Source organism: Halopseudomonas xinjiangensis, assembly GCF_900104945.1.
Classification (GTDB): Bacteria; Pseudomonadota; Gammaproteobacteria; order Pseudomonadales; family Pseudomonadaceae; genus Halopseudomonas; species Halopseudomonas xinjiangensis.
The window spans coordinates 716,668-741,887 of the sequence record NZ_LT629736.1; the positions used below are offsets into that span (position 1 = coordinate 716,668).

The following is a 25,220-nucleotide window of genomic DNA, read 5'->3' on the forward strand; positions in this document are numbered from 1 at the left end:
GTCTCGCTCCGGTGAGCCATGAATATGCCAGACGTAGCAGGAGCGACTCATGAACGACGGGCAAACACCTCCGACAGCAAGGGATAGCGACTCGGGAATACGCAACCGGCTGGTGTTCTGCGTGCTCCTCGGCCTGCAGGCAGGCCTTTATGGTTGGGCGGCCTTTTTTTTCGCCGCCGAAGATGCCTACATGGCTTTGGGTCTCGGCGCCGTAGCCGTGCTCTTTGCCGTTGGCTCCGTCTACATGCTTGCCCGCGCGGTGATGATGTTGATCGCGGGCTCAACCTTTGAAGGTGCAAAGGCGTCCGCCGAATCCATTCCAGCGACGGTCACGGAAAACGTGACTGACGCCGTGTCAGCGGCAGTTGCCGCCGCTGGGACTGCTTCGGAGCCCACCTCGGACTCCCGCGCGCGATCCTGACGCTAGCCTGCGTCTGGTTTCAGGACCGCGCGCCGGCGCTGTCTTCACAGTGTGAAAACCCATCCCATCAGCGCATAACCCACCAGCGTCACCACGATTATTCCGCCGATATTCAGCGCGAACCCCGCCCGAATCATGTCGCCGATGTGCATATGCCCGCTGCCGAAGACGATGGCGTTTGGTGGGGTAGCGACGGGCATCATGAAGGCGCAGCTCGCGGCGATAGCCGCAGGGACGGTGAACAGGATCGGCGACACATCCTGTGAAACGGCCAGCGCACCAAGCAAGGGGAGGAAGGCCGCGGCCGTCGCGGTATTGCTGGTCACCTCGGTGAGGAAGATGATCACCGTGACGACCAGTCCGACCATCAGCAGGGCCGGCAACATTCCCATCACCGACAGGCTTTCGGCAATCCATTCAGCCAGTCCGGAGCTACTGATGATTCCGGCCAGTGCCAAGCCGCCACCGAACAACAGCAGCACGCCCCAGGGCATGGTCCGTGCAGTGTCCCAGTCCATGATGAACTCGCGTTTGCGCACATCCACCGGTATCAGGAACATGACGATCGCTGCGGCAATGGCGATGATCGTATCGTTCAACCATGGAATCAGCTCGGCTGACAGGAGCGGTTGGAAAATCCATGCTGCCGCGGTCAGGACGAACACGATCGCAACCAGCTTCTCGCCTTTACCCATCGCACCGAGTTCGTTCAGATGCTGGCGCAGCGCTACACCGCTATCGGTATCGCCGAGATTGATGTCGCCTCGCGTCAACCACCACCAGGTCAATCCCAGCATGAGCAGCGACACCGGCACGCCGAGCAGCATCCACTGTGCGAAGCCGATCTGAATGTCCTGATTTTCGGCCAGGTACGCTGCAAGCAATGCGTTGGGCGGAGTGCCGATGAGCGTTGCTATACCGCCGATGCTGGCCGCGTACGCCACCGCAAGCAGCAAGGATGTAGCGAACCGGCGCACTGCCTCGGGATTGCTCTGATCGAGCATGGCGACCACTGACAAGCCGATAGGCATCATCATGATGGTGGTGGCGGTGTTGCTGACCCACATGCTCAGGAAAGCAGTTGCCAGCATGAATCCGCCGATCTGGCGCTTCGGCTGACTGCCTACTGCCAACAGCGTCATCAAGGCAATGCGGCGATGCAGGTTCCAGCGTTGCATCGCCAGCCCCAGCACGAAACCGCCCATGAACAGGAATATGATCGGATTCGCGTAAGGGGCAGTGGCAGCGCTGATATTTCCCAATCCCAGAGCCGGTATCAGCACGATAGGTAGCAAGGCCGTGGCCGGTATCGGAATCGCCTCGGTCGACCACCAGGTGGCCATCAGCAGCAGGAGCCCCAGGGCCAGCCAGGCTGGTTCTGCCATGTCGCCGGGAGCGGGCAGGAGGATGGTCGCCAGCAGAAACAGCGGACCGAGGAACAACCCGATCAAACGGCCCACAGGTAGCCCGCTTTCATCGGCTTGTATTGGTTGGGTCATTGTGCAGCCCCTTGTCTATCGGTGCATTTAGAGTTCCGGCAGGCGCACCGCGAAAATCGCACCGGCCAGCCCTATTAGGGACAACAGCAAAAGCATTCCCGCTGCGCCGATCATCGACCCGAGCAGGCCGAAAAGGCCGGTGGCGAGCAGAACCAGGCCGATCACGCTGTTGCTGATGGCGACATAATCGGTTCGCCGTTCTCCGCCGCCGAGATCCAGAACATAGGTCTTGCGACCGATACGCACGCCAGCGTGGGCGACGCCCAGCACGAAGAACGCCACCGGGAACAGCCAGGGCTGCACGTACTCAGGCAAGACCTTGAATTGGTCGATAGCCAGCACGAGCGGGCCCAGCAGGCTGCCAAGCAGGGCTGCGCCAATCATCGCGCGGCGGCTGGATCGATCGGCGAGGCGGCCCCAGACCATGGAACTCAGGCTGCCGGCCAGGCCGTTTGCGACCAGAAACGCGCCCAGCATCCCCGCGCCGCTGTGCAGGGCTTGCGCCAGCAGGACGTAAAAGGGCGCCGACAGCGCAGTACACAGCAGTAACGCCCGGGCGATGACGAAGCGTCGAAACGGCAGGTCGTCGCGTAGCAATTTCAGACGTCTTAGCGCGGCAGCAATACCGTTACGCCCGCCCTGGGTCGCGCCCGGCACTTCGTCGATACCGCGAAATACCAGGGCCGCGACCAGCCACAAAAGCGCGGAGACGGCGAGCAATGCGGTATAAAAGATGGTGTCGTCATCACCGGGCGGCCAGACCATGCAGGCGATTCCGAAGGCTAGCACCAGTCCACCGGAAAGACTTCCCGCTAGGCCATTGAGACGTCCGCGCCGTCGCTTGGGCACGGTTTTGCCGATCACATCCTTCCCCGCGACAGAACAAAGCCCTCTCGCCAGGCTGAAGGCAACCAGGCAAGCGAGGATCAATCCGCCAGCCAGCGCGCCTTCGGCCAGCCAGGCGATCAAGCCCATCGCTATCAGCGCAGCGGCCTGGGCCAGACTCCCAAAGATCCATACACCCTTGCGCAGCGGTAGATGGCGGATCTGTGCAGCTATGAATAGCTGCGGCAACAGCGAGCCGGACTCGCGGACCGGAACCAGCCAGGCGATGAGTCCGACCGGGGCGCCCACCATGCCCATCAGCCAGGCGAGCGTCGTCTTCGGGTTGGTCAGCGCATCGCCCAGCCCGGTCAGCGTGGTGGCGGCCACCTGACGAAAGAAGTTGGCCGGCACATTGGTGCAGGCTGAGCCCGGTATGTCCGCACAGGAGCGTGCGTCTTCCTCGTCCATCAAGGCGTCGTAAAGGGTGTCCAGATCGGGTCGGGTGGCCATGTAGAGCGTCGCTGTCTTCGTTCAGAAAAAGCAAAGCGATAATTGTGCCGCACTGATCGGATCAGGACCATGCGCACTTATTTGCGTCGGGCACAGGGCACGGTGGGCTGGGGGCTTCTATTCGAGCCGCATAGCGAGTAAAAATGCACGTTTTCGTGCGACGGCGCGTTCTTCGCGCTGGTCGTCATCCGTGGCGCAGGGACAGGCTCTTCAATGCGACTCAAATGCATCAAGCTGGCGGGGTTCAAATCCTTCGTGGATCCGACCACCGTCTACTTTCCCACCAACATGGGCGCGGTGGTCGGCCCCAACGGGTGCGGCAAGTCGAACATCATTGATGCGGTGCGCTGGGTGATGGGCGAGAGTTCGGCCAAGAACCTGCGTGGCGAGTCCATGACCGATGTCATCTTCAACGGGTCCAACAGCCGCAAACCGGTGGGTCAGGCGTCGATCGAACTGGTCTTCGACAATAGCGAAGGCAAGCTCAAGGGCGAGTACGCCGGTTACAACGAAATATCCATTCGCCGCAAGGTCACCCGCGAAGCGCAGAACCAGTATTTTCTCAACGGCACCAAGTGCCGCCGCAGGGATATTACAGACATTTTCCTTGGGACCGGTCTGGGCCCGCGCAGCTATTCGATCATCGAACAGGGCATGATTTCCAAGTTGATCGAGGCCAAGCCCGATGAGCTGCGTCTGTTTATCGAAGAAGCTGCCGGCATCTCCAAGTACAAGGAACGGCGCCGGGAAACCGAGAACCGCATTCGCCGCACCCACGACAACCTGGCGCGCCTGACCGATCTGCGCGAAGAGCTCGAGCGGCAGCTGTCGCACCTGCATCGTCAGGCCCAGGCCGCGGAAAAGTACAAGGAATACAAAGCCGAGGAGCGCCAGCTCAAGGCTCAGTTGCAGGCGCTGCGCTGGCAGACGCTGGATGGTCAGGTCGGCGAGCGGGAGCATCGCGTTCGTGATCTGGAGATCGCCCTGGAAGCGCTGATTGCCGAGCAGCGCAACGCGGACAGCGAGATCGAAAAGCAGCGCGACCAGCACGCCGACCTTACCGAAACCTTCAACCGCGTACAGGCTCGGTTCTACAGCGTCGGCGCCGACATCAGCCGGATCGAGCAAGCGCTGCAGTTCAATCGCGACCGGCAGCGCCAACTCCACGAAGATATCGAGCAGACCGAACACGCCTGGCAGGAAGCACAGAGCCACCTGACCCAGGATCAGGCGTTGCTCGCCGACCTGCAGGCGGAACTGGCAATGCTCGAGCCGGAAATGGACAAGGCCGGTGCCGCCGATGAAGATACTGCCGAACGCTTGCAGATTGCCGAAGACGCCATGCAGGAGTGGCAGACAGCCTGGGATCAGTTCAACCAGCAGGCATCGGCGCCGAGGCAGCAGGCGGAGGTAGAGCAGTCACGTATCAGGCATCTGGAACAGGCGGTGGAGCGCTTTGGTGAGCGCATGCAGCGGCTCGAGGACGAGCGCAGCACGCTCACCGCCGGGCCGCTTGACGATGAACTTGCCGAACTCGGCGAGCGGCTGGCCGAACTTGATCTGCGCTCGGAGAGCGAACAGCAGCAGCTGGGCGATGTCACCGAGTCCTTGCAGCTGCAGCGCGAAAACCTCACTGCTCTCAGTCAGGAGCAGGACATTCGCCGCGGCGAAATTCAGCGCCAGAGCGGCCGCCTGGCATCGCTCGAAGCGCTTCAGCAGGCGGCGCTGGATCGCGGCGCCGACGTAAGCGACTGGTTGCGTGAAGAGGGTTTCCACGACCTGCCGCAGTTGGCCGAGCAGCTTTCAGTCGATGCTGGCTGGGAAGCCGCGGTGGAAACCGTGCTCGGTGGGGACCTGCAGGCGATAAGCCTGGACAGGCTCTCGTCCCTGACCGAGCGTCTCGCCACCTTCAGCCAGGGCAACCTCAGAGCGGTAGAGCGGGGCGAGCCCCTGGCGGCCAACGCGACCCTTGACTCGTTGCTTGGCAAGGTGCGCTGCGCCACGGACCTGAGCCCCTGGCTGGCATCGGTGCGTACCGCTGAGACGCTGGAGCGGGCCATGTCGATGCGGGGGCATCTCGCCGCGCACGAGTCCGTGGTCACCCCCGAGGGACATTGGATCGGCCGCAACTGGTTGCGTTACAGGCGCGGCGAAGCCAGCGAGTCCGGCGTGCTTGCCCGTCAGCAGGAAATCGAGACCTTACAGTCGAACCTCGACCAGCAACAGGCTCAGCTCGACGAAGCACAGGAACGCATCGCCGAGCTGCGCGAAGCCATTCGCGCGCTGGACCTGCAGCGCGACGGCCTGCAGCAAAGCATCGCCCGAATGGGCCGTGAGCAGGGCGACCTGAAGGCTCAGGTCTCGGCTCGTCAGGTTCGCCTGGAACAGGTCAACGCGCGGCGACAGCGCATCAATGAAGATTTCGAAGATATCCGCGCGCAGCGCGCCGAGGAGCTCGAACAGATCGGCGAAGCACGGCTGATCCTGCAAGAAGCGCTGGATCGCATGACTGATGATGCCGGGCAGCGCGAAGCCCTGCTGCGTCAGCGTGACGAGGTGCGCGACGCGCTCGATCAGGCGCGGCAGCATGCTCGCCAGCACAAGGACAAGGCCCATCAACTGGAGCTGCGTGTGCAGTCGTTGCGCGCGCAACAGGACTCCACGGCGCAGGGACTCGAGCGATTGCTGCAGCAGGTCGAGCGGCTCGGAGAGCGCCGCCAGCAGCTACGCATGACGCTCGAAGAAAGCCAGGCACCGGAAGATGATCAGCGGATCGAACTGGAAAGCCTGCTGGAACAGCGCATCGAAACCGAGCAGGAGCTTGGCGCGGCGCGCCAGGCTCTGGAAGGTGTTGATCAGCAGATGCGCGAGCAGGACCGCCGGCGTAGCCAGGCCGAGCAGCAATCACACGTCTTGCGCGCGCAGTTGGATGAGCAGCGATTGGTGGCCCGCGATCTGCAAACGCGCCGCCAGGGCCTGCAGGAGCAGCTGCTGGAGGCCGGGTATGACCTGCGCGCGGTCATCGAAACCCTGTCTGAAGGCGCCAGCGAAGCGGACTGGGACAACCAGCTCGTTCAACTAGACGCGCGCATCCAGCGTCTGGGCGCGATCAACCTAGCCGCTATCGACGAATACCAGCAGCAGTCCGAGCGCAAGCGCTACCTGGATGCACAGAATGCCGACCTGGAAGAAGCGCTCAACACGCTCGAACAGGTCATCCGCAAGATCGATCGGGAAACGCGCAGCCGCTTCAAGGAAACCTTCGACAAGGTCAATCACGGCCTGCAGTCTTTGTTTCCAAAAGTGTTCGGCGGCGGCCATGCCTATCTCGAGCTGACCGGTGATGACCTGCTCGACACCGGCGTGACCATCATGGCGCGCCCCCCGGGAAAGAAGAACAGCACCATTCACCTTCTCTCCGGAGGCGAAAAAGCGCTGACTGCCATCGCTCTGGTTTTCTCGATCTTTCAGCTCAACCCGGCGCCGTTCTGCATGCTCGACGAAGTCGATGCGCCTCTCGATGATGCCAACGTCGGCCGCTACGCGCGGATGGTCAAGGAGATGTCCTCGCGCGTCCAGTTCATCTACATCACGCACAACAAGATCGCGATGGAGATGGCTGACCAATTGCTCGGGGTAACCATGCATGAACCTGGTTGTTCACGTCTGGTCACAGTCAACGTCGAGGAGGCCGCTGCCCTGGCGGCAGTGTAAAGTTTTGCGCGGGCGTGCTAGTGTCCTCGCATAAATCCCTGATCCCGGCGCACTGCGCGGGGACAACACATAAAACAGTTGATCAGGAACAACATATTCATGGATTTCGGTTTGCGTGAGTGGCTAATCATCATCGGCCTTCTGGTGATCGCTGGCATTCTGTTCGATGGCTGGCGTCGCATGGGCGGCCGGTCGCGGATCCGTTTCAAACTCGAACGCAATCTGGGTGATCTGCCCCCGGCCGATACGCGCGATGAGCTGCTCGGCCCGCCGCGGGTCGTAGGGCGCGGTGAGCGGGAGGAACCGTCGCTGGGCGACGAGACGGGCGCTTCGGCTGACGCTTCGGAAGCCAGCCGGCGTGAGCCGGAACAGGTCGGCCTCGACCTGGACGCGCCGTTGACCGCTAGGCACGTAGAGCCGAAGCCGGCCAAGCCGGCAAACAAGCGAAAGACCGATCGAATCACCCGGGCTGAACCCGCAGAGCCCGTGTTGGAGGAGCCCGCGGCGCCACGTGACGCGGCGCCGGTTGAGGAAGTATTCATCATCAATGTCATCGCCCGCGACGAGCTCGGGTTCCAGGGTTCGGCGCTGCTGCAGAACATCATGGAAAGCGGCCTGCGCTTCGGCGAAATGAACATTTTCCATCGCCACGAAAGCATGAGCGGCAATGGCGATATCCTCTTTTCCATGGCCAATGCGCTCAAGCCCGGCGTGTTCGATCTGGAAGAGATGGATTCGACCTACGTTCGGGCCGTCAGCTTCTTCATGGGGTTACCCGGCCCGCGCCACCCCAAGCAGGCACTGGATCTGATGATTGCCGCAGCACGCAAGCTCGCCCATGAGCTCGGCGGAGATCTGAAGGACGAGCAGCGCAGCGTGCTCACCGCGCAGACCATCGAGCATTACCGCGCGCGCATCGCCGAGTACGAACGCAAGCATTACGGACTGCGCCGCTGATTCGGGCTCGGGTTTTTCTCTTCGGGTAAACCGGAACCTGCTTCGCGCCCAGGTGCGCTCCTACATCGGAGCCGGGGTGCGTAGGGCCGGCATGACCGCGAAGGGGTTGCGGAATCTGCTTCGCCGGCATCCTCCCAACGAAGCCCGGTAATCTCTCGAACACCGCCCAAGCGACCTCGATGCGTTACAATTTGCCCATGTTTCCGGCCGACTGACAAACCATGACCCTGACTCCCAGCCCCGCCGAGCGCGTGCAGGCCCTGCGCGACCAGATTAACGAACACAATCATCGTTATTACGTCCTCGACGAGCCGAGTGTCCCCGATGCCGAGTACGATCGGCTGTTCAATGAGCTGAAGCGCCTCGAGGCGGAAAACCCGGATCTGATCCTGCCCGACTCGCCCACGCAACGCGTCGGCGGCGCGCCGCTGTCGGCGTTCGGCACGGTCGCCCATGATGTGCCGATGCTCAGTCTCGGCAACGCATTCGAAGAACAGGACATGCTCGACTTCGATCGACGCGTGCGAGAAGGGCTCGATTCACCGGTCGATGCCGAGCAGATCGAATACTGCTGTGAGCCGAAGCTCGACGGGCTTGCCGTTAGCCTGCTTTACGAGGACGGCTTGCTCACCCGCGGCGCAACGCGCGGAGACGGCACCACAGGCGAAGACATCACCGCCAATGTGCGTACCATTCGCAATATCCCGCTGCGCCTGCGCGGAGAGGGCTGGCCGCGCGTGCTGGAAGTACGCGGCGAGGTCTACATGACCAAGGCCGGTTTCGAGCAACTCAATGAACGCCAGCGCGAAACCGGTGGCAAGACCTTCGCTAACCCGAGGAATGCGGCCGCCGGGTCACTGCGCCAACTCGACTCGAATATCACCGCCAACCGTCCGCTGGAATTCTGTTGCTACGGTATCGGCCGTTTCGAAGGGGAGCTGCCGCGCACGCAGGTCGGCATTCTCGAAGCCTTGCGCGGCTGGGGGCTGATGATCAGCCGCGAGCTCAAGCTGGTCAGTGGCGTCGAGGGTTGCCTGGAGTACTACCGGGATCTGGGTGAGCGCCGTGCCGACCTCACCTATGAAATCGACGGCGTGGTGTTCAAGGTCAATGACCTGGGATACCAGCGTGAACTGGGCTTCCGTTCGCGTGAACCGCGCTGGGCCATAGCGCACAAGTTTCCCGCCAGTGAGGAGTTGACCGAGCTGCTGGATGTCGAGTTTCAGGTCGGCCGCACCGGCGCCATCACCCCGGTGGCCCGCTTGCGACCGGTGCAGGTCGCTGGTGTAACGGTGTCCAATGCCACACTGCACAACATGGATGAAGTCGCGCGGTTGGGCGTAATGATCGGCGATACCGTGATCATCCGCCGCGCGGGGGATGTTATTCCGCAAGTGATGCAGGTAGTCGCCGAGCGTCGACCGGCTGATGCGCAGCCGGTCGAGGTGCCTCGGGCCTGCCCAGTATGTGGTTCGGCCGTCGAGCGCACCCAACTGGTCAAGCGCAGCCGTGGTCGCGAGACGGTCAGCGAAGGCGCGGTGTACCGTTGCATCGGCCGGCTGGCATGTCAGGCGCAACTCAAGCAGGCAATCATCCACTTCGTTTCGCGCCGCGCGATGGATATCGACGGCCTGGGCGAGCGAATCGTCGAGCAACTGGTCGAGATCGGCTACGTGGAATCGCCTGCGGACCTGTACCGGCTGACCTACGAGCAGGTGCTAGGGCTGGAAGGTTTCGCCGAAATCTCCACCAAGAACCTGCTCGGCGCTATCCACGAGAGCCGCCACCCGAGCCTGGCTCGCTTCATCTACGCTCTCGGTGTGCCGGACGTCGGCGAAGAGACTGCGAAGTTGCTCGCGCGGGCCCTGGGTTCGCTCGAACGCATCAGTCAGGCGTTGCCGGAAGTGCTGGTGTACCTGCCTGACATCGGGGCCGAAGTCGCCCATGAGATCCACACCTTCTTTACCGACGAGCACAACACGAAGGTTATTAGCGAGCTGCTCGAACGCGGTGTCGAGCCCCAGGGGCAAGGCGACATCGCGCCCGAGTTCGCAGCCTATGTGAGCCTCGCCGAGTTTCTCGCAAGATTGGAGATTGCCAACGTGGCGCGCACCGGTTCGGAGCGCTTGGCGAGTCATTTCGGCAGCCTGCCGGCGATCATTGACGCCGACTGGCTTGAGCTCAAGCGGGTAGATCGGTTCAACGAGAAGGCTCAGGCGAGCCTGCGCGATTATTTCGGCGATCAGGCCAACCGCGAGCGCGTGCTGCGTGTCGAGCAGCAACTACGTGATTTCGGCATGCACTGGGAGAGCCCGAAGGCTCGGGTGGACCATCTGCCGCTTGCGGGCCAGACCTGGGTGTTGACCGGCACGCTGGAAACCTTTTCCCGCGATGTCGCGAAAGATCATCTGGAAGCGCTGGGCGCCAAGGTGGCCGGAAGCGTGTCGGCCAAGACGCATTGCGTGGTTGCCGGACCCGGTGCCGGCAGCAAGCTGGCCAAGGCCGAGCAGCTGGGAGTGAACGTGCTCGACGAACAGGGTCTGCTGGCGCTACTGACTGAACACGGAATTCAGGTATGACGCCGCGTATCGTCCTGGCTCCTATGGAGGGGCTCGTCGACGCGCCGATGCGCGACATCCTTACGCGCATCGGCGGTGTGGACTGGTGCGTGAGCGAGTTCATTCGCGTCACCGAAGGCCTGCTGAATCTGGCGACCATCGAGCGCATCGTTCCGGAGTGTCGCAATGGCTGGAAGACGCGGGCAGGGGTGTCGCTGCGCCCTCAGCTGCTGGGTTCCGATGCGTACTGGCTTGGACGTAACGCTGCCTTGCTGGCCGAGTTGGGCGCTCCGGCGATCGACCTGAATTTCGGTTGCCCGGCCAAGACGGTCAACCGCCATCGCGGCGGGGCGAGCCTGTTGCGCGAGCCGGAGCTGTTGCACGCAATCGTTGCCAGCGTCCGCGCGGCGACGCCCCCAGAAGTGCCGGTCACGGCAAAGATGCGGTTGGGCTATAGCGATACCAGCCAGACGCTGGAGTGCGCCCAGGCGTTGCAGGATGCCGGCGTGGCGGAAATCACTGTGCATGCGCGAACCAAAGTAGACGGCTACAAGCCGCCGGCGCACTGGGACTGGCTCGCCCGCATTCGCGAGGCGGTCAGCGTGCCGATCGTGGCCAATGGAGAAGTCTGGACAGTTGAGGATTACCAGCGCATCCGCGACGTCAGCGGGTGCAGTGATGTGATGATTGGTCGCGGTCTGATCGAGCGGCCCGATCTCGCCCTGCAGATTCATCAGCATCTTCAGGAACAGCCGCCGTGCGCCCTGAGCTGGAACGAGCTGCAACCCTGGTTAAGCGACTTCTATGAGCAAACCCGCGAGCGGGTGGTCGATCGTCACGCGCCGGGGCGGATGAAGCAGTGGCTAGCGCTCCTGGCGAAGGTCTATCCGCAGGCGCGTCAACTGTTCGATCAGTTGCGCCGCGAAACCGATGCCGACGCGGTCGGAGCGGCTCTCGCGGCGCCTGCCTATTCCGAAGTCGCCTGATTGCCGGCTTCTGTAGGAGCGCACCTGGGCGCGAACGCGAGGCCCTCATCTTCGCGGCCGTGCCCGCTCCTACAAGCTACGGTCTCGCGTTACGCGTCGACCACAAGTCATGGACGGCGCCGGCGGCTCAGGAATGGTTTTGGCTGTCTCTTCTCTGCAGTTCGGACTCGGTAAGCAATCCGCTAACTTCTTCCAAGCGTGTCGCCAGACCGTTGACGTCGTTGCCAAGGTGACGCGTCTGCTCTTCGCTGGTGATGAGGTCGTTGCGCACGTGCTCCATCGCGGTTGCCAGGCAGGTCAAATGGCCGTAGTTCGCAGCGCTGCTATGGGTGATCTGTGTCGTCTGCTGCCGGACCCTGTCGGTATGGTCGTCGATTTCGACCAGGCACTGGCTGGCCTGCTCGACCAATCGGGCGCCCGCTTGAACTTGTACTGTCAATTGATCGATCCCCTCGGCGACGCGCTGCGCCTCGGCGTTGATTTCCTCGACGATGCCCGAAACCTCGGAGGTGGAATTCGCGGTACGTTTGGCCAGGTTGCGGACCTCGTCAGCGACCACGGCGAAGCCGCGGCCCATTTCACCGGCGCGGGCCGCTTCGATGGCAGCATTCAGCGCCAGCAGGTTGGTCTGGGCTGCGATGCTGTCGATCACCTGGGTGACCTGCACGATCTTTGCACTCTTCGTATTGAGCTGGTCCAGTAGCGCGATACTGTCGTCCATGCCCTTCGCCAATGTCTGCATCAGCACCGTCGACTGCTCAATCAGCTGTTTTCCGGCGCCGCTACTGTCGCGAGCAGCCTGGGCCGCCTGGTCGGCGTGTTTGGCCGATTCAGTAGTGCTGCCTATCTGCTGCGCGATTTGTTGCGTGTCCCCCGCGAGCTGGGATATGGCGCACAGGTGCGAGGCAGCGTAGTCGGCCAAGCGTTGGACCGACAACGACACCTCCGTTGCGGTGCGAGCATTGTGGCTGGATGAGAGCGACAGCTGATCAGCGAGTTCGTGGGTCTCAGCAGGCGAAGCCTGCTCCACATCCACCCATGGTGGCTGATTGGGGAGGGCCAGCAGCATCCATGGCAATGCACAGGCGAGCAGGGCGGGGAATATGACGGACTCGCCATAGGTATTAGCCAGCCAAGCCAGGCAGCCAAGCTGGACAGCGACGAGTGCGAGCCGAACGACAACTTCCCTATTCATTGTGTCTCCAGAGGGTACAGCCTCGGTATCCGGCCATTTAGCCACCGAAGGGACCCGATCGGCAATCGGTCAATGGCGTCAGCGTTCGTCGCGAATTCCACCGGTGCAGCAAAATACCCTCAGCCTTCGATAAAGCGGGTATCAAGATGATCCTTCCAGCGGCCGAGCAGCCGGTTGTGTGCGGTCAGCGGGCCGTAACTGAGCAGAGCGCGGCCGTCGCCGGTCGCAAGCAGTGCCAGTGCCCTGGGCTGGGGATGGTAGAGCTTCATCGAACCTCTCAGCAGCGCTGCCCTGAGATTGTCGGCAAGGATCTCGCCCTGTCGCACTGCGTATACGCCTGCATGCGGCGTGGCCGGCAGAGCGGCGCAATCCCCGCTGGCAAAAAGGTTCCTGTGGCTGATGCTGCGCAGCGTTGCGTCTATGCTGATGAACCCTTCCTCACAAGCCAGTCCGGATTTGCACGGCCAGGCATATGCCCCGGCCCCGGTCGCCACGACCGAAGCATCGGTCACGCCGAGCGATGTATCGTCTTCGTACAACGCCTTGCCCTGTACGCGGGTCACGTGCCGGTTTTCGGTAAGATCGATACGGTATTCTCGCAGTAAGCCTCTTGCTTTGCGCTGCACTCTGGGGTGATGGCCGTGCAACAGTTCAGAGCCGCTGATGAGTCGCACGCTGGTGCCCGGCAGACTGGCTTGCAGCGCCATAGCCAGCTCGAATGCCGCGGCGCCCCCGCCCAGCACCGCAACGCTTGGAGGGGCGCCCTCGGCCCGCCAGCGCCGCCAGGCCTCGACCAGTATCGGGAACGGCTTGGCAGGCAGCACTTCGATTGACGCTGCATTGATATCGGGCGAAGGCGGCGCTGAACCTACATTGAGGGACAGCCACCGGCCCTGTTCGTGGCGCCCGCTTTCAAGCGTGATTTGCTGGTTGTCCGCGTCCAGTCCGCGGACGCGGTCCTGGATCAGGTCGATACCGCAGCGTTCGCAGAGTTCGATCATGTCGATACGGCATTGATCGAGACGGTAACGCCCGGCTATCAGCCCGGGCATCATTCCGGAGTACCAGCCATATCGGTCGGGGGTAATCAGCATGGATCCTTCCGGCGGCCGAAAACCCGTGCGCAACCAGCTCCGCAGCACGACGACATGTGCGTGCCCTGCGCCGATCAGCACCAGCGGTCGCACCCCGGATTTCATCGATTTACCCCCTATTGCCGAGAGTGATGGACCCGCATTGTGCTCGCTAATGCGTTTGTTTTCGGAATCGACTTCCGCTGTGCGAACCGCTACTCTGGCCGCTGGTCGTTGTCCCAATGCACTGCGGAGAGTAACGTGCCCCACAATAACAATCTGTATCCGTCCAGCAAGCGCGCCTGGTTTACCGTCTCCATCCTGCTGATGGCGTACGTACTTTCCTTTATTGATCGTCAGATTCTCAATCTGCTGGTCGAGCCAATTCGTCGTGACCTGGAAATCTCCGATACACAGATGAGCCTGTTGATGGGCTTGTCGTTCGCCGTGTTCTACACCATAGCCGGTATCCCCCTCGGACGTATCGCCGACAGCAAGAGCCGCCGTGGCCTGATTGGCGCCGGTGTATTCGTTTGGAGCCTGATGACTGCTGCCTGCGGCCTGGCCCAGCAGTATTGGCATTTCATTCTTTGCCGTATCGGTGTTGGCGCCGGTGAGGCGGCCTTGTCGCCGTCGGCCTATTCCCTGATCGCAGACAGCTTTCCTGCCGACAAGCGGGCGACGGCCATCAGTGTCTATGCGATGGGCATTTACCTCGGCGCCGGCCTGGCTTTCCTGCTCGGCGGCATGGTCGTCACCTTTGCATCGGCACAAGGCGCGATCGTGGTCCCGGTGCTCGGCCTGGTACGCCCCTGGCAGATGATCTTTCTGATCCTCGGTGCGGTTGGTGTCGCATTCTGCCTGTTCCTGTTTCTGATCAAGGAGCCGACACGCAAGGGCATCGGTGCTGGCGTCGCAGTGCCGCTGAAGGACGTGGGTGCCTATCTGCTGAGCATCCGCAAGACGGTGATTTGCCACAACTTTGGTTTTGCCTGCCTGTCGTTTGCCTCGTATGGCGCCTCCGCCTGGATCCCGACCTTCTTCATCCGCAACCACGGTCTTACCGCCGGTGAAGTGGGCGTGTATTACGGGACCATCGTGATGATCGCTGGCTCCATGGGTATCGTGTTCGGCGGCCGTCTGGCTGACTTCCTGGCACGCCGTGGTTATACCGATTCGAACATGCGGGTGGGCCTGCTATCGGCAATCCTCACCATTCCATGCAACGTGGTATTCCTGCTCAGCGACCTGAATCTGGTCTGGGCACTGATGTTCTTCAACGTCTTCACGGTGGCGATGCCGTTCGGCGTGGCGCCGGCGGCCATTCAGGAAGTCATGCCCAATTCGATGCGCGGTCAGGCTTCTGCCATCTACCTGTTTACGATTACACTGATCGGCCTCGGCATCGGGCCGACCGCAGTAGCCATGGTCACCGATTACGTATTCATGGATGACAACGCGGTTCGCTATTCGATTTTCTGGGTCGCCACCGTCATCACACTCGGCGCTGTAGTGCTCTTGTGGATGGGTCTGAAGCCCTACCGCGAGGCGCGCCAGACATTGGCACGCTGGGGCGAGAAACAGGAAGGCCAGCCAGCTTAAGCCATCAATGAAGTCGCGCCGGCTTTGATCGGCGCAGATTAATCAACAGGAGCAACATCATGAGTGACGCAGTTATCGTATCCACGGCCCGTACCGGCCTGGGCAAGTCCTACCGTGGCGCGCTGAATAACACCCACAGTGTCGACATGGCCGGTTTCGTTATCGAGCAGGCGGTCAAGCGGGCCAATATCGACCCGTCGCTGGTGGAAGACTGCATCCTCGGCGCGACTTTCCATGAAGGCGCCCAGGGCAAGAACATGGCTCGTCTGGCGGCTATCCGCGGCGGCCTGCCGGTCACCACTGCTGGCCTGTCGATCAACCGTTTCTGCAGCTCGGGTCTGCAGTCGATCGCCATCGCAGCACAGCGCGTCATCTCCGAGAAGGTCCCGGCTATCGTTGCCGGCGGCGTGGAGTCGATCAGCCTGTGTCAGAACGACAAGGTCAACATGTACAAGGGCACCAACGAGTGGATCAAGCAGAACAAGCCTGAGCTCTACATGTCCATGATCGAGACCGCTGATATCGTCGCTGCCCGCTACAACGTCAGCCGCGAGTCGCAGGACGAGTACTCGCTGATCAGCCAGCAGCGCGTTGCCGCCGGCCAGGAAAGCGGCAAGTTCGACGACGAAATCGTGCCTTACACCACCAAGATGCTGGTCAAGGACAAGGAAACCGGCGAAGTCAGCGAGCAGGAAGTCACCCTGACCCGCGACGAGTGCAACCGCCCGAGCACCACTATCGAAGGTCTGCAGAGCCTGCAGCCGGTCCGTGGCCCGGACCAGTTCGTCACCGCCGGTAACGCCAGCCAGCTGTCTGACGGCGCTTCGGTCTGCATGGTCATGAACAGCACCGTCGCCGAGCAGCAGAACATCGAGCCGATGGGTATCTTCCGCGGCTTCAGCGTCGCTGGTTGCGAGCCCGACGAAATGGGCATCGGCCCGGTCTATGCCATTCCGCAGCTGCTCAAGCGCAATGGTCTGACCATGGACGACATCGACCTGTGGGAACTGAACGAAGCTTTCGCATCGCAGGTCGTCTACTGCCGCGACAAGCTGGGCATTCCGATGGAGAAGCTGAACGTCAACGGCGGTTCGATCGCCATCGGTCACCCGTATGGCGTAACTGGCGCTCGCCTGACCGGCCATGCGCTGATCGAAGGCAAGCGTCGCGGCGCCAAGTTCGTGGTCGTCACCATGTGTATCGGTGGTGGTCAGGGCGCAGCGGGCCTGTTCGAAGTTCTGTAAGCGCAGCGGCAAGTTCCAAGCGGCAAGCTGTAAGCGAAACCCGGGCCGATGCTCGGGTTTCGTTTTTTCAGTTGGCTTGCAGCCTGGCGCTTATAGCTTGAAGCTGAAATTCCGGAGGAATTTTCCTTGTCCCAGAAGATCATCAACACTGACGATTTGGCGTTTCTGCTGTATGAAATGCTCGATATCGAACGCTTTACCCAGTTTCCCCGTTACGAAGATCATAGCCGTGACACCTTCGATGCCGCCATCGAGTTGGCGCTGAAGGTCGGCGCGGAAACCTTCGCTCCCCACAACCATCTTTGCGATGCTGACGAGCCGCGCTTCGAAAACGGCAAGGTGGTTATTCGCAAGGAGGTCAGCGAAGCCCTGGCGGTTCTGCGTGACACCGGCCTGATGGCCGCCTCCCAGGATTACGAGCGCGGTGGCATGCAACTGCCATCCGTGGTTGCGCAAACGTGTATTGGCCTGATCAAGGGCGCCAACGTCAGCACCCAAGCCTATGCCGGTCTGACGATCGCCGCCTGCAACCTGATTATGGCCCACGGTACCGACGAATATAAGCGTCGCTTCGCAGAGCCCATGGCTGCCGGTCGCTTCTTCGGCACCATGTGTCTCACTGAGCCGCACGCCGGTTCGTCGCTGGGCGATATCAAGACGCGTGCCGTTCCGCAGGATGACGGCACCTATCGCATCAGCGGCAACAAGATCTTCATCTCGGCTGGCGATCACGAACTGAGCGAAAACATCGTTCACCTGGTACTGGCCAAGCTGCCCGATGCACCGGCTGGCGTGAAGGGTATTTCGCTGTTCATCGTGCCCAAGTTCCTGGTCAACGAAGACGGTAGTCTTGGCGAGCGCAACGATGTGACCTTGGCTGGCCTGATCCACAAGATGGGCTATCGCGGCACGACCTCGACCATGCTCAACTTTGGCGAGAAAGACGGCGCGGTGGGCTATCTGGTCGGAGAGGCCAACATGGGCCTGGCGCAGATGTTCCACATGATGAACGAGGCGCGTATCGGTGTCGGCCTGGGTTCGGTGATGCTGGGTTACACCGGTTACCTGCACGCGCTGGACTACGCCCGGGATCGCCGTCAGGGTCGCCCGCTGAAAGAGCGTAACCCGGAAACGCCGATGATCCGGCTGGTAGAACACGCCGACGTGCGTCGCATGTTGCTGGCGCAGAAAGCCTTCGTCGAAGGCGGCCTGTCGCTGTGTCTGTACGCCGCCACGCTGATCGACGAGAAGAAGCATTCCGACGATCCGCTGGTGCGCGAAGAGGCTGCAGGCTTGCTCGATCTGCTGACGCCTATCGTCAAATCCTGGCCGTCGCAGTTCTGTCTGGAAGCAAACAGCCTGGCGATTCAGGTTCATGGTGGCTACGGTTACACCCGCGAGTACCCGGTTGAACAGTTCTATCGTGACAATCGCCTCAACCCGATTCACGAGGGTACTCATGGCATCCAGGGTCAGGACCTGCTCGGCCGCAAGGTCAGCATGGGTGGAGGGCGTTTCTATCAGTCACTGCTCAAGCAGATCCGCCAGACGATCTCCGAATGCAATCGCAGCTCCGAGCTGAGTGCATCGAGCGAGCTGCTGGAGGAGGCACTGGGTACGCTTGAAGGCGTCACCGAGGCGCTGCAGGCGGTAAAGAAGGATGATCCGGATCGTGCGCTGGCCAACGCCTATCTGTACATGGAGTGTTTTGGCCATGTAGTAGTGGGCTGGCTCTGGCTGCGTCAGGCGCAGACCGCGCTGCGCGGTCTGCAGAATGGCGGCGAGCGCCCCAAGGCTTTCTACGAGGGCAAGATCAAGGCGTGCGAATACTTCGTACGCTACGAACTGCCCAAGCCGCTGGCGCTGGCGAACGTGTTGCGTGACGCTGACCGGACCACGCTGGACATGTCGGACGAGTGCTTCTGACAGCCAGTCCCTTCGTCGAATAAAGCCGGGCTAGTCCCGGCTTTATTTATTGCAGGGACGGAACGGGTTTCTGTAGGAGCGGACCTGGCCGCGAAGAAGAATGCACCGACCCCTTCGCGCCCAGGTGCGCCCCCATAGAGCAGCCTCGCACTTCTAAGACGTCCCGTCTGACATCACCTGACCCTCCGAAACGTCAGGTTATACCTCACCGCTCCGGTCGCAGGATGCGCCGCGCGTTTGCCCAGCGGTGCCACACCATGAAAGAACATCCGGCTCGCACCACCCCATACGACGACGTCACCATGCTCCAGGCGAAAGCGGGCGGTGGGGTCGGTACGGTTTGGCCCGCCGAAGAGGAAGGTAATCGGCGCGCCCAGCGACACAGAGACGATGGGCGCTTCCAACCGGTCCTCGTCCTTGTCCTGATGCAGGGACATGCGCGCACCGGTCTCGTAGCGGTTGATCAGGCACCCCTGAGGGACGAAGTGCGGGTAGCCTGCCGCGTCCGCGGCCTGTCTTGCCAGCTGGTCGAATATGCCAGGCATGTCCGGCCAGGGTCGGCCGGTAAGCGGATCGGTGGGGGAGTAGCGATAGCCGGTGCGATCGGTGACCCAGCCGAGTTGCCCGCAACTGGTCATGGAGGCGGACATCCTGTAGCCACCTGGCGTCACTTGGTGCCTGAACGGGGCCTGCAAGGCGATCTGTGAAATGCTCTGCAGCATCTCGCTGGCGTTCGCCAGGGCGAAACCGGGCAGCAGCCAGGCGCCATCGGCAATGGGTTCCGGTGGTCGATCGACCCTGCCGTCGAAAAGATCGAACGTACTCAAGCGATAACGGCGGCGAGCTCCCGCTCGCGAGCAAGCAGTTGACGCTTGCGCTCGACACCCCAGCGATAGCCGGATACCTCGCCATCGCTGCGCAGCACACGATGACAGGGCACCACGATCGCCAACGGGTTGGCTGCGCAGGCGGCGGCAACGGCTCGGACCGCACGGGGTCGCCCGATACGCCGGGCAAGCTCTGCGTAACTGATGGTCGACCCGGCCGGTACCTCGCTCAGTGCATGCCAAACCTCGCACTGCAGCGCCGTTCCGCGCAGGCGGAGGGGCTTGCTTACGGGGAACCGGCCCTGAGGCTGGTCGACATAGCCGATCGCGGCCTGCAGCGTCTGATCGAGTGAGGAATCGCCTTCCTGTAATAGCGCAGCGGGAAATCTTGCCTGCAGATCTGCAAGCAGGCTTTGCTCGTCATCGCCGAGCAGGATCGCATGGAGATGTTCGTCGGCCTCGGCGAGCAACAGGCCTCCCATCGAACATTGCCCGTAGCGGTAAAACAGAGGGTAGGGCGCGTTATTCATCACTGTCTCCGATCGGAGTGTCGATAGGGATCATGCGCCCCGTTGGTTCAAACAGGCAACCCCTAGTCCAGCCCTGCCAGGATCCGCTCGTCGCCAACGACCGCGCTTAGCCCGCGGCGGGCTGGCGGTGAGCACGCCCGCGCACCGAGCGATGTTGCCCAGGCTGGGAGGCCGGGGGAGAAGTACAAAACGGCCTGACAGTGAAGGTCGCCTGTCGATTCGTGTCGCAAGCCGAGCACTTCATCTGCCGGTAGGGCACCTATTGCCTGCTCAACCAGTTCGTCCAACCGGGAATCGACCAACATGGGATCTCCCAAAACAAGCCTGAACCAGGGCATTCGGGGCCTCCTGTTTCGACCTGCTCCGGTCAAATCGAGCAGGGTGGTCGGCGAATCAGACCTTCATCCCTGGCAGGTTGAGTGATGCGGTGTTGCCGCCGTCCACCGCCAGCGCCTGACCGGTAACGTAGCTCGCATCGTCACTGCCAAGAAAGGCAATGGCGGAAGCGATCTCATCCGGACGGCCGTAGCGACGCAACTCGCACCGTGCGCCGAGCTTGGCTTCCTTGTTGTTGGCGCGGGCGTAATCGAACACCGGCTGAGTCATGCCGGTCTCGACGAGGCCAGGGCAAACCGCATTGACGCGAATGTTCCACTGCCCAAGATCACAGGCCGAGGTCATGGTGAAGTTGATGACACCGGCCTTGGACGCACTATAGGCGTTGCCGCCGGCGCCGGAGCGAATGCCGGCTACCGAAGCAGTATTGACTATGGCCCCTGCGTTCTGCTCCTGCATGTGCCGGCTGACGTACTTGGTGAAGAGCATTACGCCGTAGAGGTTGACCGCAATGATTTTCTGCCAGGTCTCCAGGCTTTGTTCCGGCGCGATGCTGTAGTCACCGCCGGCGATGCCCGCGTTGTTGCACAGCACATCGATACGGCCATAGTTCGCCAGCGTGTCGGCCACGCACTGCTCCACCTCCGCCTCGACCGACACGTCCATCGCGCGTGTCATGACCTGGGCGCCCTCCGGCAGCTCGCTGACAGTCTGTTGCAGCCCGTCCTCGTTGCGATCGACCAGCATCAGGCTGGCGCCTTCACTCGCCAGTCGCTTGGCGGTGGCGCGGCCGATCCCGCTGCCGGCGCCGGTGATCAGGGCAATCTTGTTGCTGTAGCGTTGCATAAAAACACTCCTGTCAGTGGTCGATACTCGGATCCAAACCGGTGGCATGGTCGCCCTGGGCGTCGATGCCCAAGCTTTTGGCTACGGCGTCGTTGTCTATCTGCCAGCTTGCTATGTCGCGTTCAAAGCGCAGCGGGGAAATACTGATGCGCCCGGCGCGTAGCGCTCCGACATCGGTATCCAGCCCCGTGATGCGCTCGGTCTGGCGCTGAAATCCGAGCCAGAAGTAGGGGACATCACGGGTGTCGTGCCTACATTCGATATTGATTCCGCCGATGCTGCCGGCACGCGCGCGGCAGGTAGCGACACCGGTAACCTGGTCCGGCGCGAAGGCGGGGAAGTTGACGTTCATGGCGCAATCGGTCGGCCAGCCCTTCTCCAGCAGCGCGCGAACCACGCCGGGTCCGAACCGCCGCGCTGTGTCCCAGGGAATGTCGCTGCCCTTGTGGTAGGCCTGGGACAGGGCGATGGAGGGAATGCCCATCAGCGTGGCCGTCAAGGCGCCGCCAATGGTGCCGGAATAGGCCACCGAATCGCTGATGTTGGCGCCGGCGTTGACGCCAGACAGCACCAGGTCCGGCAGGTCCGGCATCAACTCGCCGACGGCCAGCAACACGCAATCGCTGGGCGTGCCACTGATGCTCAAGCGATTTTCGCCCATGTGGTGCACGCGCAGCGGCGAATGAAGGGTGATCGACATGGACACCCCGCTCTGATCCAGATCAGGCGCGATGATCCACACTTCCTCGGCGATCTGATTGGCGATTTCTTCCATGATGGCCATGCCGGGTCCGCGCCAACCGTCATCGTTGGTCAGCAGGACACGTTTGATTGGTTTACTCATGCTGTCCTCGTCGTCAGTCTGTTTGCACCGGGAGCAGGTTACTTGCGCTGGGCGATGGACCAGCCGATGTCAGCCAGCAGGCTGGCCCGCTTGCCAACTTCCAGCGCGTCGGCATTGCTCGCGTTACCCTGCAGTGCCCGGTGGTAGACCCCCTGAAGGATCGCGGCCAGGCGGAATAGCGAGAAAGCCAGGAAGAAGTTCCAGTCCGGCACTTCGCTGCGGCCAGTGAACTCGCAATACCAGTCCAGCACCTGCTGTTCTTCGGGAATGTTGCGCGCCTTCAGGTCCAGGCCCTGCATGCCGCGCATGCCTTCGGCACTGGCCGGCTGGTGATAGGGGAGGCAGCAGTAGGCCAGGTCGGACAGGGGATGGCCAAGGGTCGCCAGTTCCCAATCGAGAATCGCCACGACCTTCGGCTCGTCCGGATGGAGGATCAAGTTGCCAATGCGGAAGTCGCCGTGGGCGATGGTGGTCTGATCATCGTTGGGGGCGTTTTCAGGCAGCCAGGCCATCAGCGCATCCATGGAGGGCATGTCGCCGGTGCGGCTGGCTTCGAACTGGCCACTCCAGCGCTTGATCTGGCGTGGCACATAACCTTCGGCCTTGCCGTAGGTTTCCAGGCCGACTGCTTTCCAGTCGACATTATGCAACTGGGCCATGGTCTGGATCATCGACCTGTGGATCGGCATGCGCTGCTCGATGGCGACATCGGGCAGCAGCGGCTGCGAGTAAACCCGACCTTCGACATGATCCATGATGTAGAACGCGGTGCCGATAACGTCGGGGTCTTCGCATAGCAGGCGGGCGGTGGGGACCGGTACATCAGTCTGGCCCAGCGCGTTGATTACCTGAAACTCGCGCTCGACCATATGCGCCGAGGGGAGCAGTTTTCCCGGTGGCTTCTTGCGCAGTACATAGCGCTTGCCGCCGATTTCGACCAGATAGGTCGGGTTGGATTGACCGCCCTGGAACTGCTGCACTGTCATGCCGTTCTCGGCGCCGGGGATACGTCCCTTGAGGTAGGCCGCCAGCTTCGCTTCGTCGAAGCGGTGCGCGGGCAACACATCAATCAGGGTGGCTTCGCTCATTTGAAGGTCCTGTAATCGTTATTGGAATAAAGATGTGACCCACAAACTACCACGCCAGGACTGAGCCTGGCGTGATAGAAAGCGGGTGAATCAAACTGCATCAGGTGATGGTATCGCCGCCGTCGGCGACGATGGTCTGGCCGGTGACATATGCCCCGGCAGCCGAACCGAGGAACAGCGCCACGCCTGCGATATCCACCGGCTCGCCAACCCGGCGCAGCGGCAGCTTTTCTTCCACGCGCTTGAGGCGGTCCGGATCATCCAGAAGTGCCTGGGCGAAATCGGTCCGAATCAGGCCGGGGGCGATGGAGTTGACGCGAATGTTCTTCGGGCCCCACTCCAGCGACAGATTGCGTGCCAGACCAGCCTCGGCCGCCTTGGACATGCCGTACACGCCGATGTTGGCGCTGGCGCGGATGCCGGCGATACTCGACAGCAGCACGATGGAGCCACCGCCCTGCTTGACCATGTGCGGGATGGTCATGTTGCACAGCCAGAAGGTGCCTTTGACGTTGGTGCCCATGATCTTGTCGAAGGCTTCGTCGCTGACATCATGCGTCGGGCCGTAGACCGGGTTGGTCGCGGCGTTGCAAACGAGGATGTCGATGCGACCCCACTTCTCCAGCGTCTTGTCGACCAGGTTCTGCAATTGAGCCTTGTCACCGACGTGGCAGGAGACGGGAAGGGCATCGAAACCCTGTTCTTTCAGTTCGTTGGCTACCTGCTCGCAGGCATCGGCCTTGCGGCTGGAGATGACCACCTTGGCGCCGGCCTTGGCATATTCTTCGGCAATCGATTTGCCGATGCCCTTGGTCGAGCCAGTGATGATCGCGACCTTGCCGGTCAGGTCAAATAGTTTGCTCATGAGTGTTCTCCCTGTGCTGTAGGAGCGGACCTGGCCGCGAAGGGTGCCTTCAGGCGACCTCGCTTTCGCGCCCAGGCCTAGGCGGCCCCGTGGCTCCTACAAGTAGATCCGCTTGCCTTTAGAGATAACGCCCCATTTCCAGCTTGGCGATGGTGTTCAGGTGCACTTCGTCCGGACCGTCAGCCAGGCGCAGGGTGCGGGCCTTGGCGTAGGCGGAGGCGAGGAACGAGTCCTGGCAGACACCCTTGGCACCGTGAATCTGGATGGCACGATCGATCACGTTGCACAGCATGGTCGGCGCAACCGCCTTGATCATGGCGATCTGCTGACGAGCGACCTTGTTGCCATGCTGGTCCATGCTGCGCGCAGCATGCAGAGTCAGCAGGCGAGCCTGGTCGATTTCACAGCGCGACTTGGCGATGGCTTCCGGCACGCTACCCAGACGGTACAGCGGCTTGCCGAAGGCAACACGCTCGGCAGCGCGGCGGCACATGGCTTCCAGCGCACGCTCGGCCTGGCCGATGGCGCGCATGCAATGGTGGATGCGGCCTGGCCCGAGGCGACCCTGGGCAATTTCGAAGCCGCGGCCTTCACCCAGCAGGATGTTGGAAGCCGGGACTCGGACGTTCTCGTAGCGGATTTCGGCATGGCCGTGCGGTGCATGGTCGTAACCGAACACGTGCAGGTCGCGAACGATGGTGACACCAGGCGCATCCAGCGGAACCAGGATCATGCTCTGCTGCAGGTGCTTGGGTGCGTTCGGATCGGTCTTGCCCATGACGATGGCGATCTTGCAGTGCTCGTTCATGGCTCCGGACGACCACCACTTGGTGCCGTTGATCACGTACTCGTCGCCTTCGCGGCGGATTTCGCACTCGATGTTGGTGGCGTCGGAGGAGGCGACGTCAGGCTCGGTCATCGAAAAGCAGGAGCGGATTTCGCCAGCCAGCAGCGGCTTGAGCCACTTCTCTTTCTGCTCTTCGTTACCGTAGCGCTCGATGGTTTCCATGTTGCCGGTGTCTGGCGCGTTGCAGTTGAAGACTTCACCTGCAAAGGAAACGCGACCGAGGATCTCGCAGATGTGTGCGTATTCCTCGTTCGACAAACCAGCGCCGCGCTCTGAATGGGGCAGGAACATGTTCCACAGGCCCTGGCTCTTGGCCTTCTTCTTCAGTTCTTCCAGGATCGGCGGGTGTCCCCATTTGTTCTGTTTGACCTGCTCGTAGAAGGTGCCTTCGTTAGGATAAATGTGTTCATCCATGAAGGCTTCGACTTGCTGCTTGAGTTCCTGGATGCGGGGGCTGAGTTCGAACATGTGAGGGATCCTTTGGGCCGTTGGGGTCGTTCGCGCCGGGGGCAGCGCATTGCACTCGA

Annotated in this window: 20 protein-coding genes; 8 read left to right on the top strand and 12 right to left on the bottom strand. The window is 61.9% G+C overall.

The annotated features are described in order from the left end of the window. Positions 1-49 precede the first annotated feature (49 nt). On the top strand, positions 50-421 hold the full coding sequence (locus BLT85_RS03300; protein WP_093391808.1) for a hypothetical protein: 372 nt from the start codon (positions 50-52) through the stop codon (positions 419-421). A 44-nt stretch (positions 422-465) separates the two neighbouring features. On the opposite strand, the gene BLT85_RS03305 is transcribed toward BLT85_RS03300, so the two are convergent. Both BLT85_RS03305 and BLT85_RS03310 read right to left on the bottom strand, forming a co-directional pair. Continuing rightward, positions 466-1,920, bottom strand: coding sequence for an SLC13 family permease (locus BLT85_RS03305; protein ID WP_093391809.1), 1,455 nt, complete (start codon positions 1,918-1,920; stop codon positions 466-468). A gap of 27 nt (positions 1,921-1,947) precedes the next feature. After that, positions 1,948-3,255, bottom strand: coding sequence for an MFS transporter (locus BLT85_RS03310; protein ID WP_093391810.1), 1,308 nt, complete (start codon positions 3,253-3,255; stop codon positions 1,948-1,950). Positions 3,256-3,468: 213 nt separating this feature from the next. On the opposite strand from BLT85_RS03310, the gene smc reads away from it, so the two are divergent. The 4 genes from smc to BLT85_RS03330 all read left to right on the top strand — a co-directional run bounded on the left by smc (position 3,469) and on the right by BLT85_RS03330 (position 11,470). Continuing rightward, complete coding sequence (smc, locus tag BLT85_RS03315) at positions 3,469-6,969, top strand: chromosome segregation protein SMC (RefSeq protein WP_093391811.1); 3,501 nt, start codon at positions 3,469-3,471, stop codon at positions 6,967-6,969. Between the two features lie 99 nt (positions 6,970-7,068). Continuing rightward, positions 7,069-7,926 (top strand): cell division protein ZipA, encoded by an 858-nt coding sequence (gene zipA, locus BLT85_RS03320; protein WP_093391812.1) that lies wholly within the window; start codon positions 7,069-7,071, stop codon positions 7,924-7,926. A 221-nt stretch (positions 7,927-8,147) separates the two neighbouring features. Beyond that, positions 8,148-10,505, top strand: a complete 2,358-nt coding sequence (ligA, locus tag BLT85_RS03325) for an NAD-dependent DNA ligase LigA (RefSeq protein ID WP_093391813.1) — start codon at positions 8,148-8,150, stop codon at positions 10,503-10,505. Further along, positions 10,502-11,470: a tRNA dihydrouridine synthase gene (locus BLT85_RS03330; RefSeq protein WP_093391814.1), complete on the top strand. Its 969-nt coding sequence runs from the start codon at positions 10,502-10,504 to the stop codon at positions 11,468-11,470. Before ligA ends, BLT85_RS03330 begins: the two co-directional genes overlap by 4 nt. A gap of 127 nt (positions 11,471-11,597) precedes the next feature. On the opposite strand, the gene BLT85_RS03335 is transcribed toward BLT85_RS03330, so the two are convergent. Together BLT85_RS03335 and BLT85_RS03340 are read right to left on the bottom strand one after the other, a co-directional pair. Next, positions 11,598-12,539 (bottom strand): methyl-accepting chemotaxis protein, encoded by a 942-nt coding sequence (locus BLT85_RS03335; protein WP_157718108.1) that lies wholly within the window; start codon positions 12,537-12,539, stop codon positions 11,598-11,600. 245 nt (positions 12,540-12,784) lie between these two features. Continuing rightward, positions 12,785-13,759 (bottom strand): FAD-dependent oxidoreductase, encoded by a 975-nt coding sequence (locus BLT85_RS03340; RefSeq protein WP_157718109.1) that lies wholly within the window; start codon positions 13,757-13,759, stop codon positions 12,785-12,787. A gap of 240 nt (positions 13,760-13,999) precedes the next feature. On the opposite strand from BLT85_RS03340, the gene BLT85_RS03345 reads away from it, so the two are divergent. The 3 genes from BLT85_RS03345 (at position 14,000) to BLT85_RS03355 (ending at position 18,510) form a co-directional block, all read left to right on the top strand. Next, a complete protein-coding gene (locus BLT85_RS03345; RefSeq protein ID WP_093391817.1) occupies positions 14,000-15,340 on the top strand; it encodes a spinster family MFS transporter in 1,341 nt (446 codons plus the stop codon). Between the two features lie 59 nt (positions 15,341-15,399). Next, on the top strand, positions 15,400-16,584 hold the full coding sequence (locus tag BLT85_RS03350; protein WP_093391818.1) for an acetyl-CoA C-acyltransferase: 1,185 nt from the start codon (positions 15,400-15,402) through the stop codon (positions 16,582-16,584). Positions 16,585-16,710: 126 nt separating this feature from the next. Beyond that, positions 16,711-18,510, top strand: a complete 1,800-nt coding sequence (locus BLT85_RS03355; protein WP_093391819.1) for an acyl-CoA dehydrogenase — start codon at positions 16,711-16,713, stop codon at positions 18,508-18,510. Positions 18,511-18,683: 173 nt separating this feature from the next. Here the strand turns inward: BLT85_RS03355 and alkB are convergent, their stop codons facing one another. The 8 genes from alkB to BLT85_RS03395 all read right to left on the bottom strand — a co-directional run bounded on the left by alkB (position 18,684) and on the right by BLT85_RS03395 (position 25,161). Continuing rightward, positions 18,684-19,337: a DNA oxidative demethylase AlkB gene (gene alkB, locus BLT85_RS03360; protein WP_093391820.1), complete on the bottom strand. Its 654-nt coding sequence runs from the start codon at positions 19,335-19,337 to the stop codon at positions 18,684-18,686. Further along, entirely contained in the window at positions 19,334-19,867 is a 534-nt protein-coding gene (locus tag BLT85_RS03365) for a methylated-DNA--[protein]-cysteine S-methyltransferase (RefSeq protein ID WP_093391821.1), read from the bottom strand. Before BLT85_RS03365 ends, alkB begins: the two co-directional genes overlap by 4 nt. Positions 19,868-19,929: 62 nt before the next feature. Next, positions 19,930-20,172: a hypothetical protein gene (locus BLT85_RS03370; protein ID WP_157718110.1), complete on the bottom strand. Its 243-nt coding sequence runs from the start codon at positions 20,170-20,172 to the stop codon at positions 19,930-19,932. Between the two features lie 88 nt (positions 20,173-20,260). Beyond that, positions 20,261-21,049, bottom strand: coding sequence for an SDR family NAD(P)-dependent oxidoreductase (locus BLT85_RS03375; RefSeq protein WP_093391823.1), 789 nt, complete (start codon positions 21,047-21,049; stop codon positions 20,261-20,263). Positions 21,050-21,062: 13 nt separating this feature from the next. Next, positions 21,063-21,893, bottom strand: coding sequence for a 5'/3'-nucleotidase SurE (gene surE / locus BLT85_RS03380; RefSeq protein ID WP_093391824.1), 831 nt, complete (start codon positions 21,891-21,893; stop codon positions 21,063-21,065). 38 nt (positions 21,894-21,931) lie between these two features. Further along, complete coding sequence (locus BLT85_RS03385) at positions 21,932-22,981, bottom strand: phosphotransferase (RefSeq protein ID WP_093391825.1); 1,050 nt, start codon at positions 22,979-22,981, stop codon at positions 21,932-21,934. 100 nt (positions 22,982-23,081) lie between these two features. Then, a complete protein-coding gene (locus BLT85_RS03390) occupies positions 23,082-23,846 on the bottom strand; it encodes an SDR family NAD(P)-dependent oxidoreductase (protein WP_093391826.1) in 765 nt (254 codons plus the stop codon). Positions 23,847-23,964: 118 nt separating this feature from the next. Beyond that, a complete protein-coding gene (locus BLT85_RS03395) occupies positions 23,965-25,161 on the bottom strand; it encodes an acyl-CoA dehydrogenase family protein (RefSeq protein WP_093391827.1) in 1,197 nt (398 codons plus the stop codon). Between the last annotated feature and the right edge of the window lie 59 nt (positions 25,162-25,220).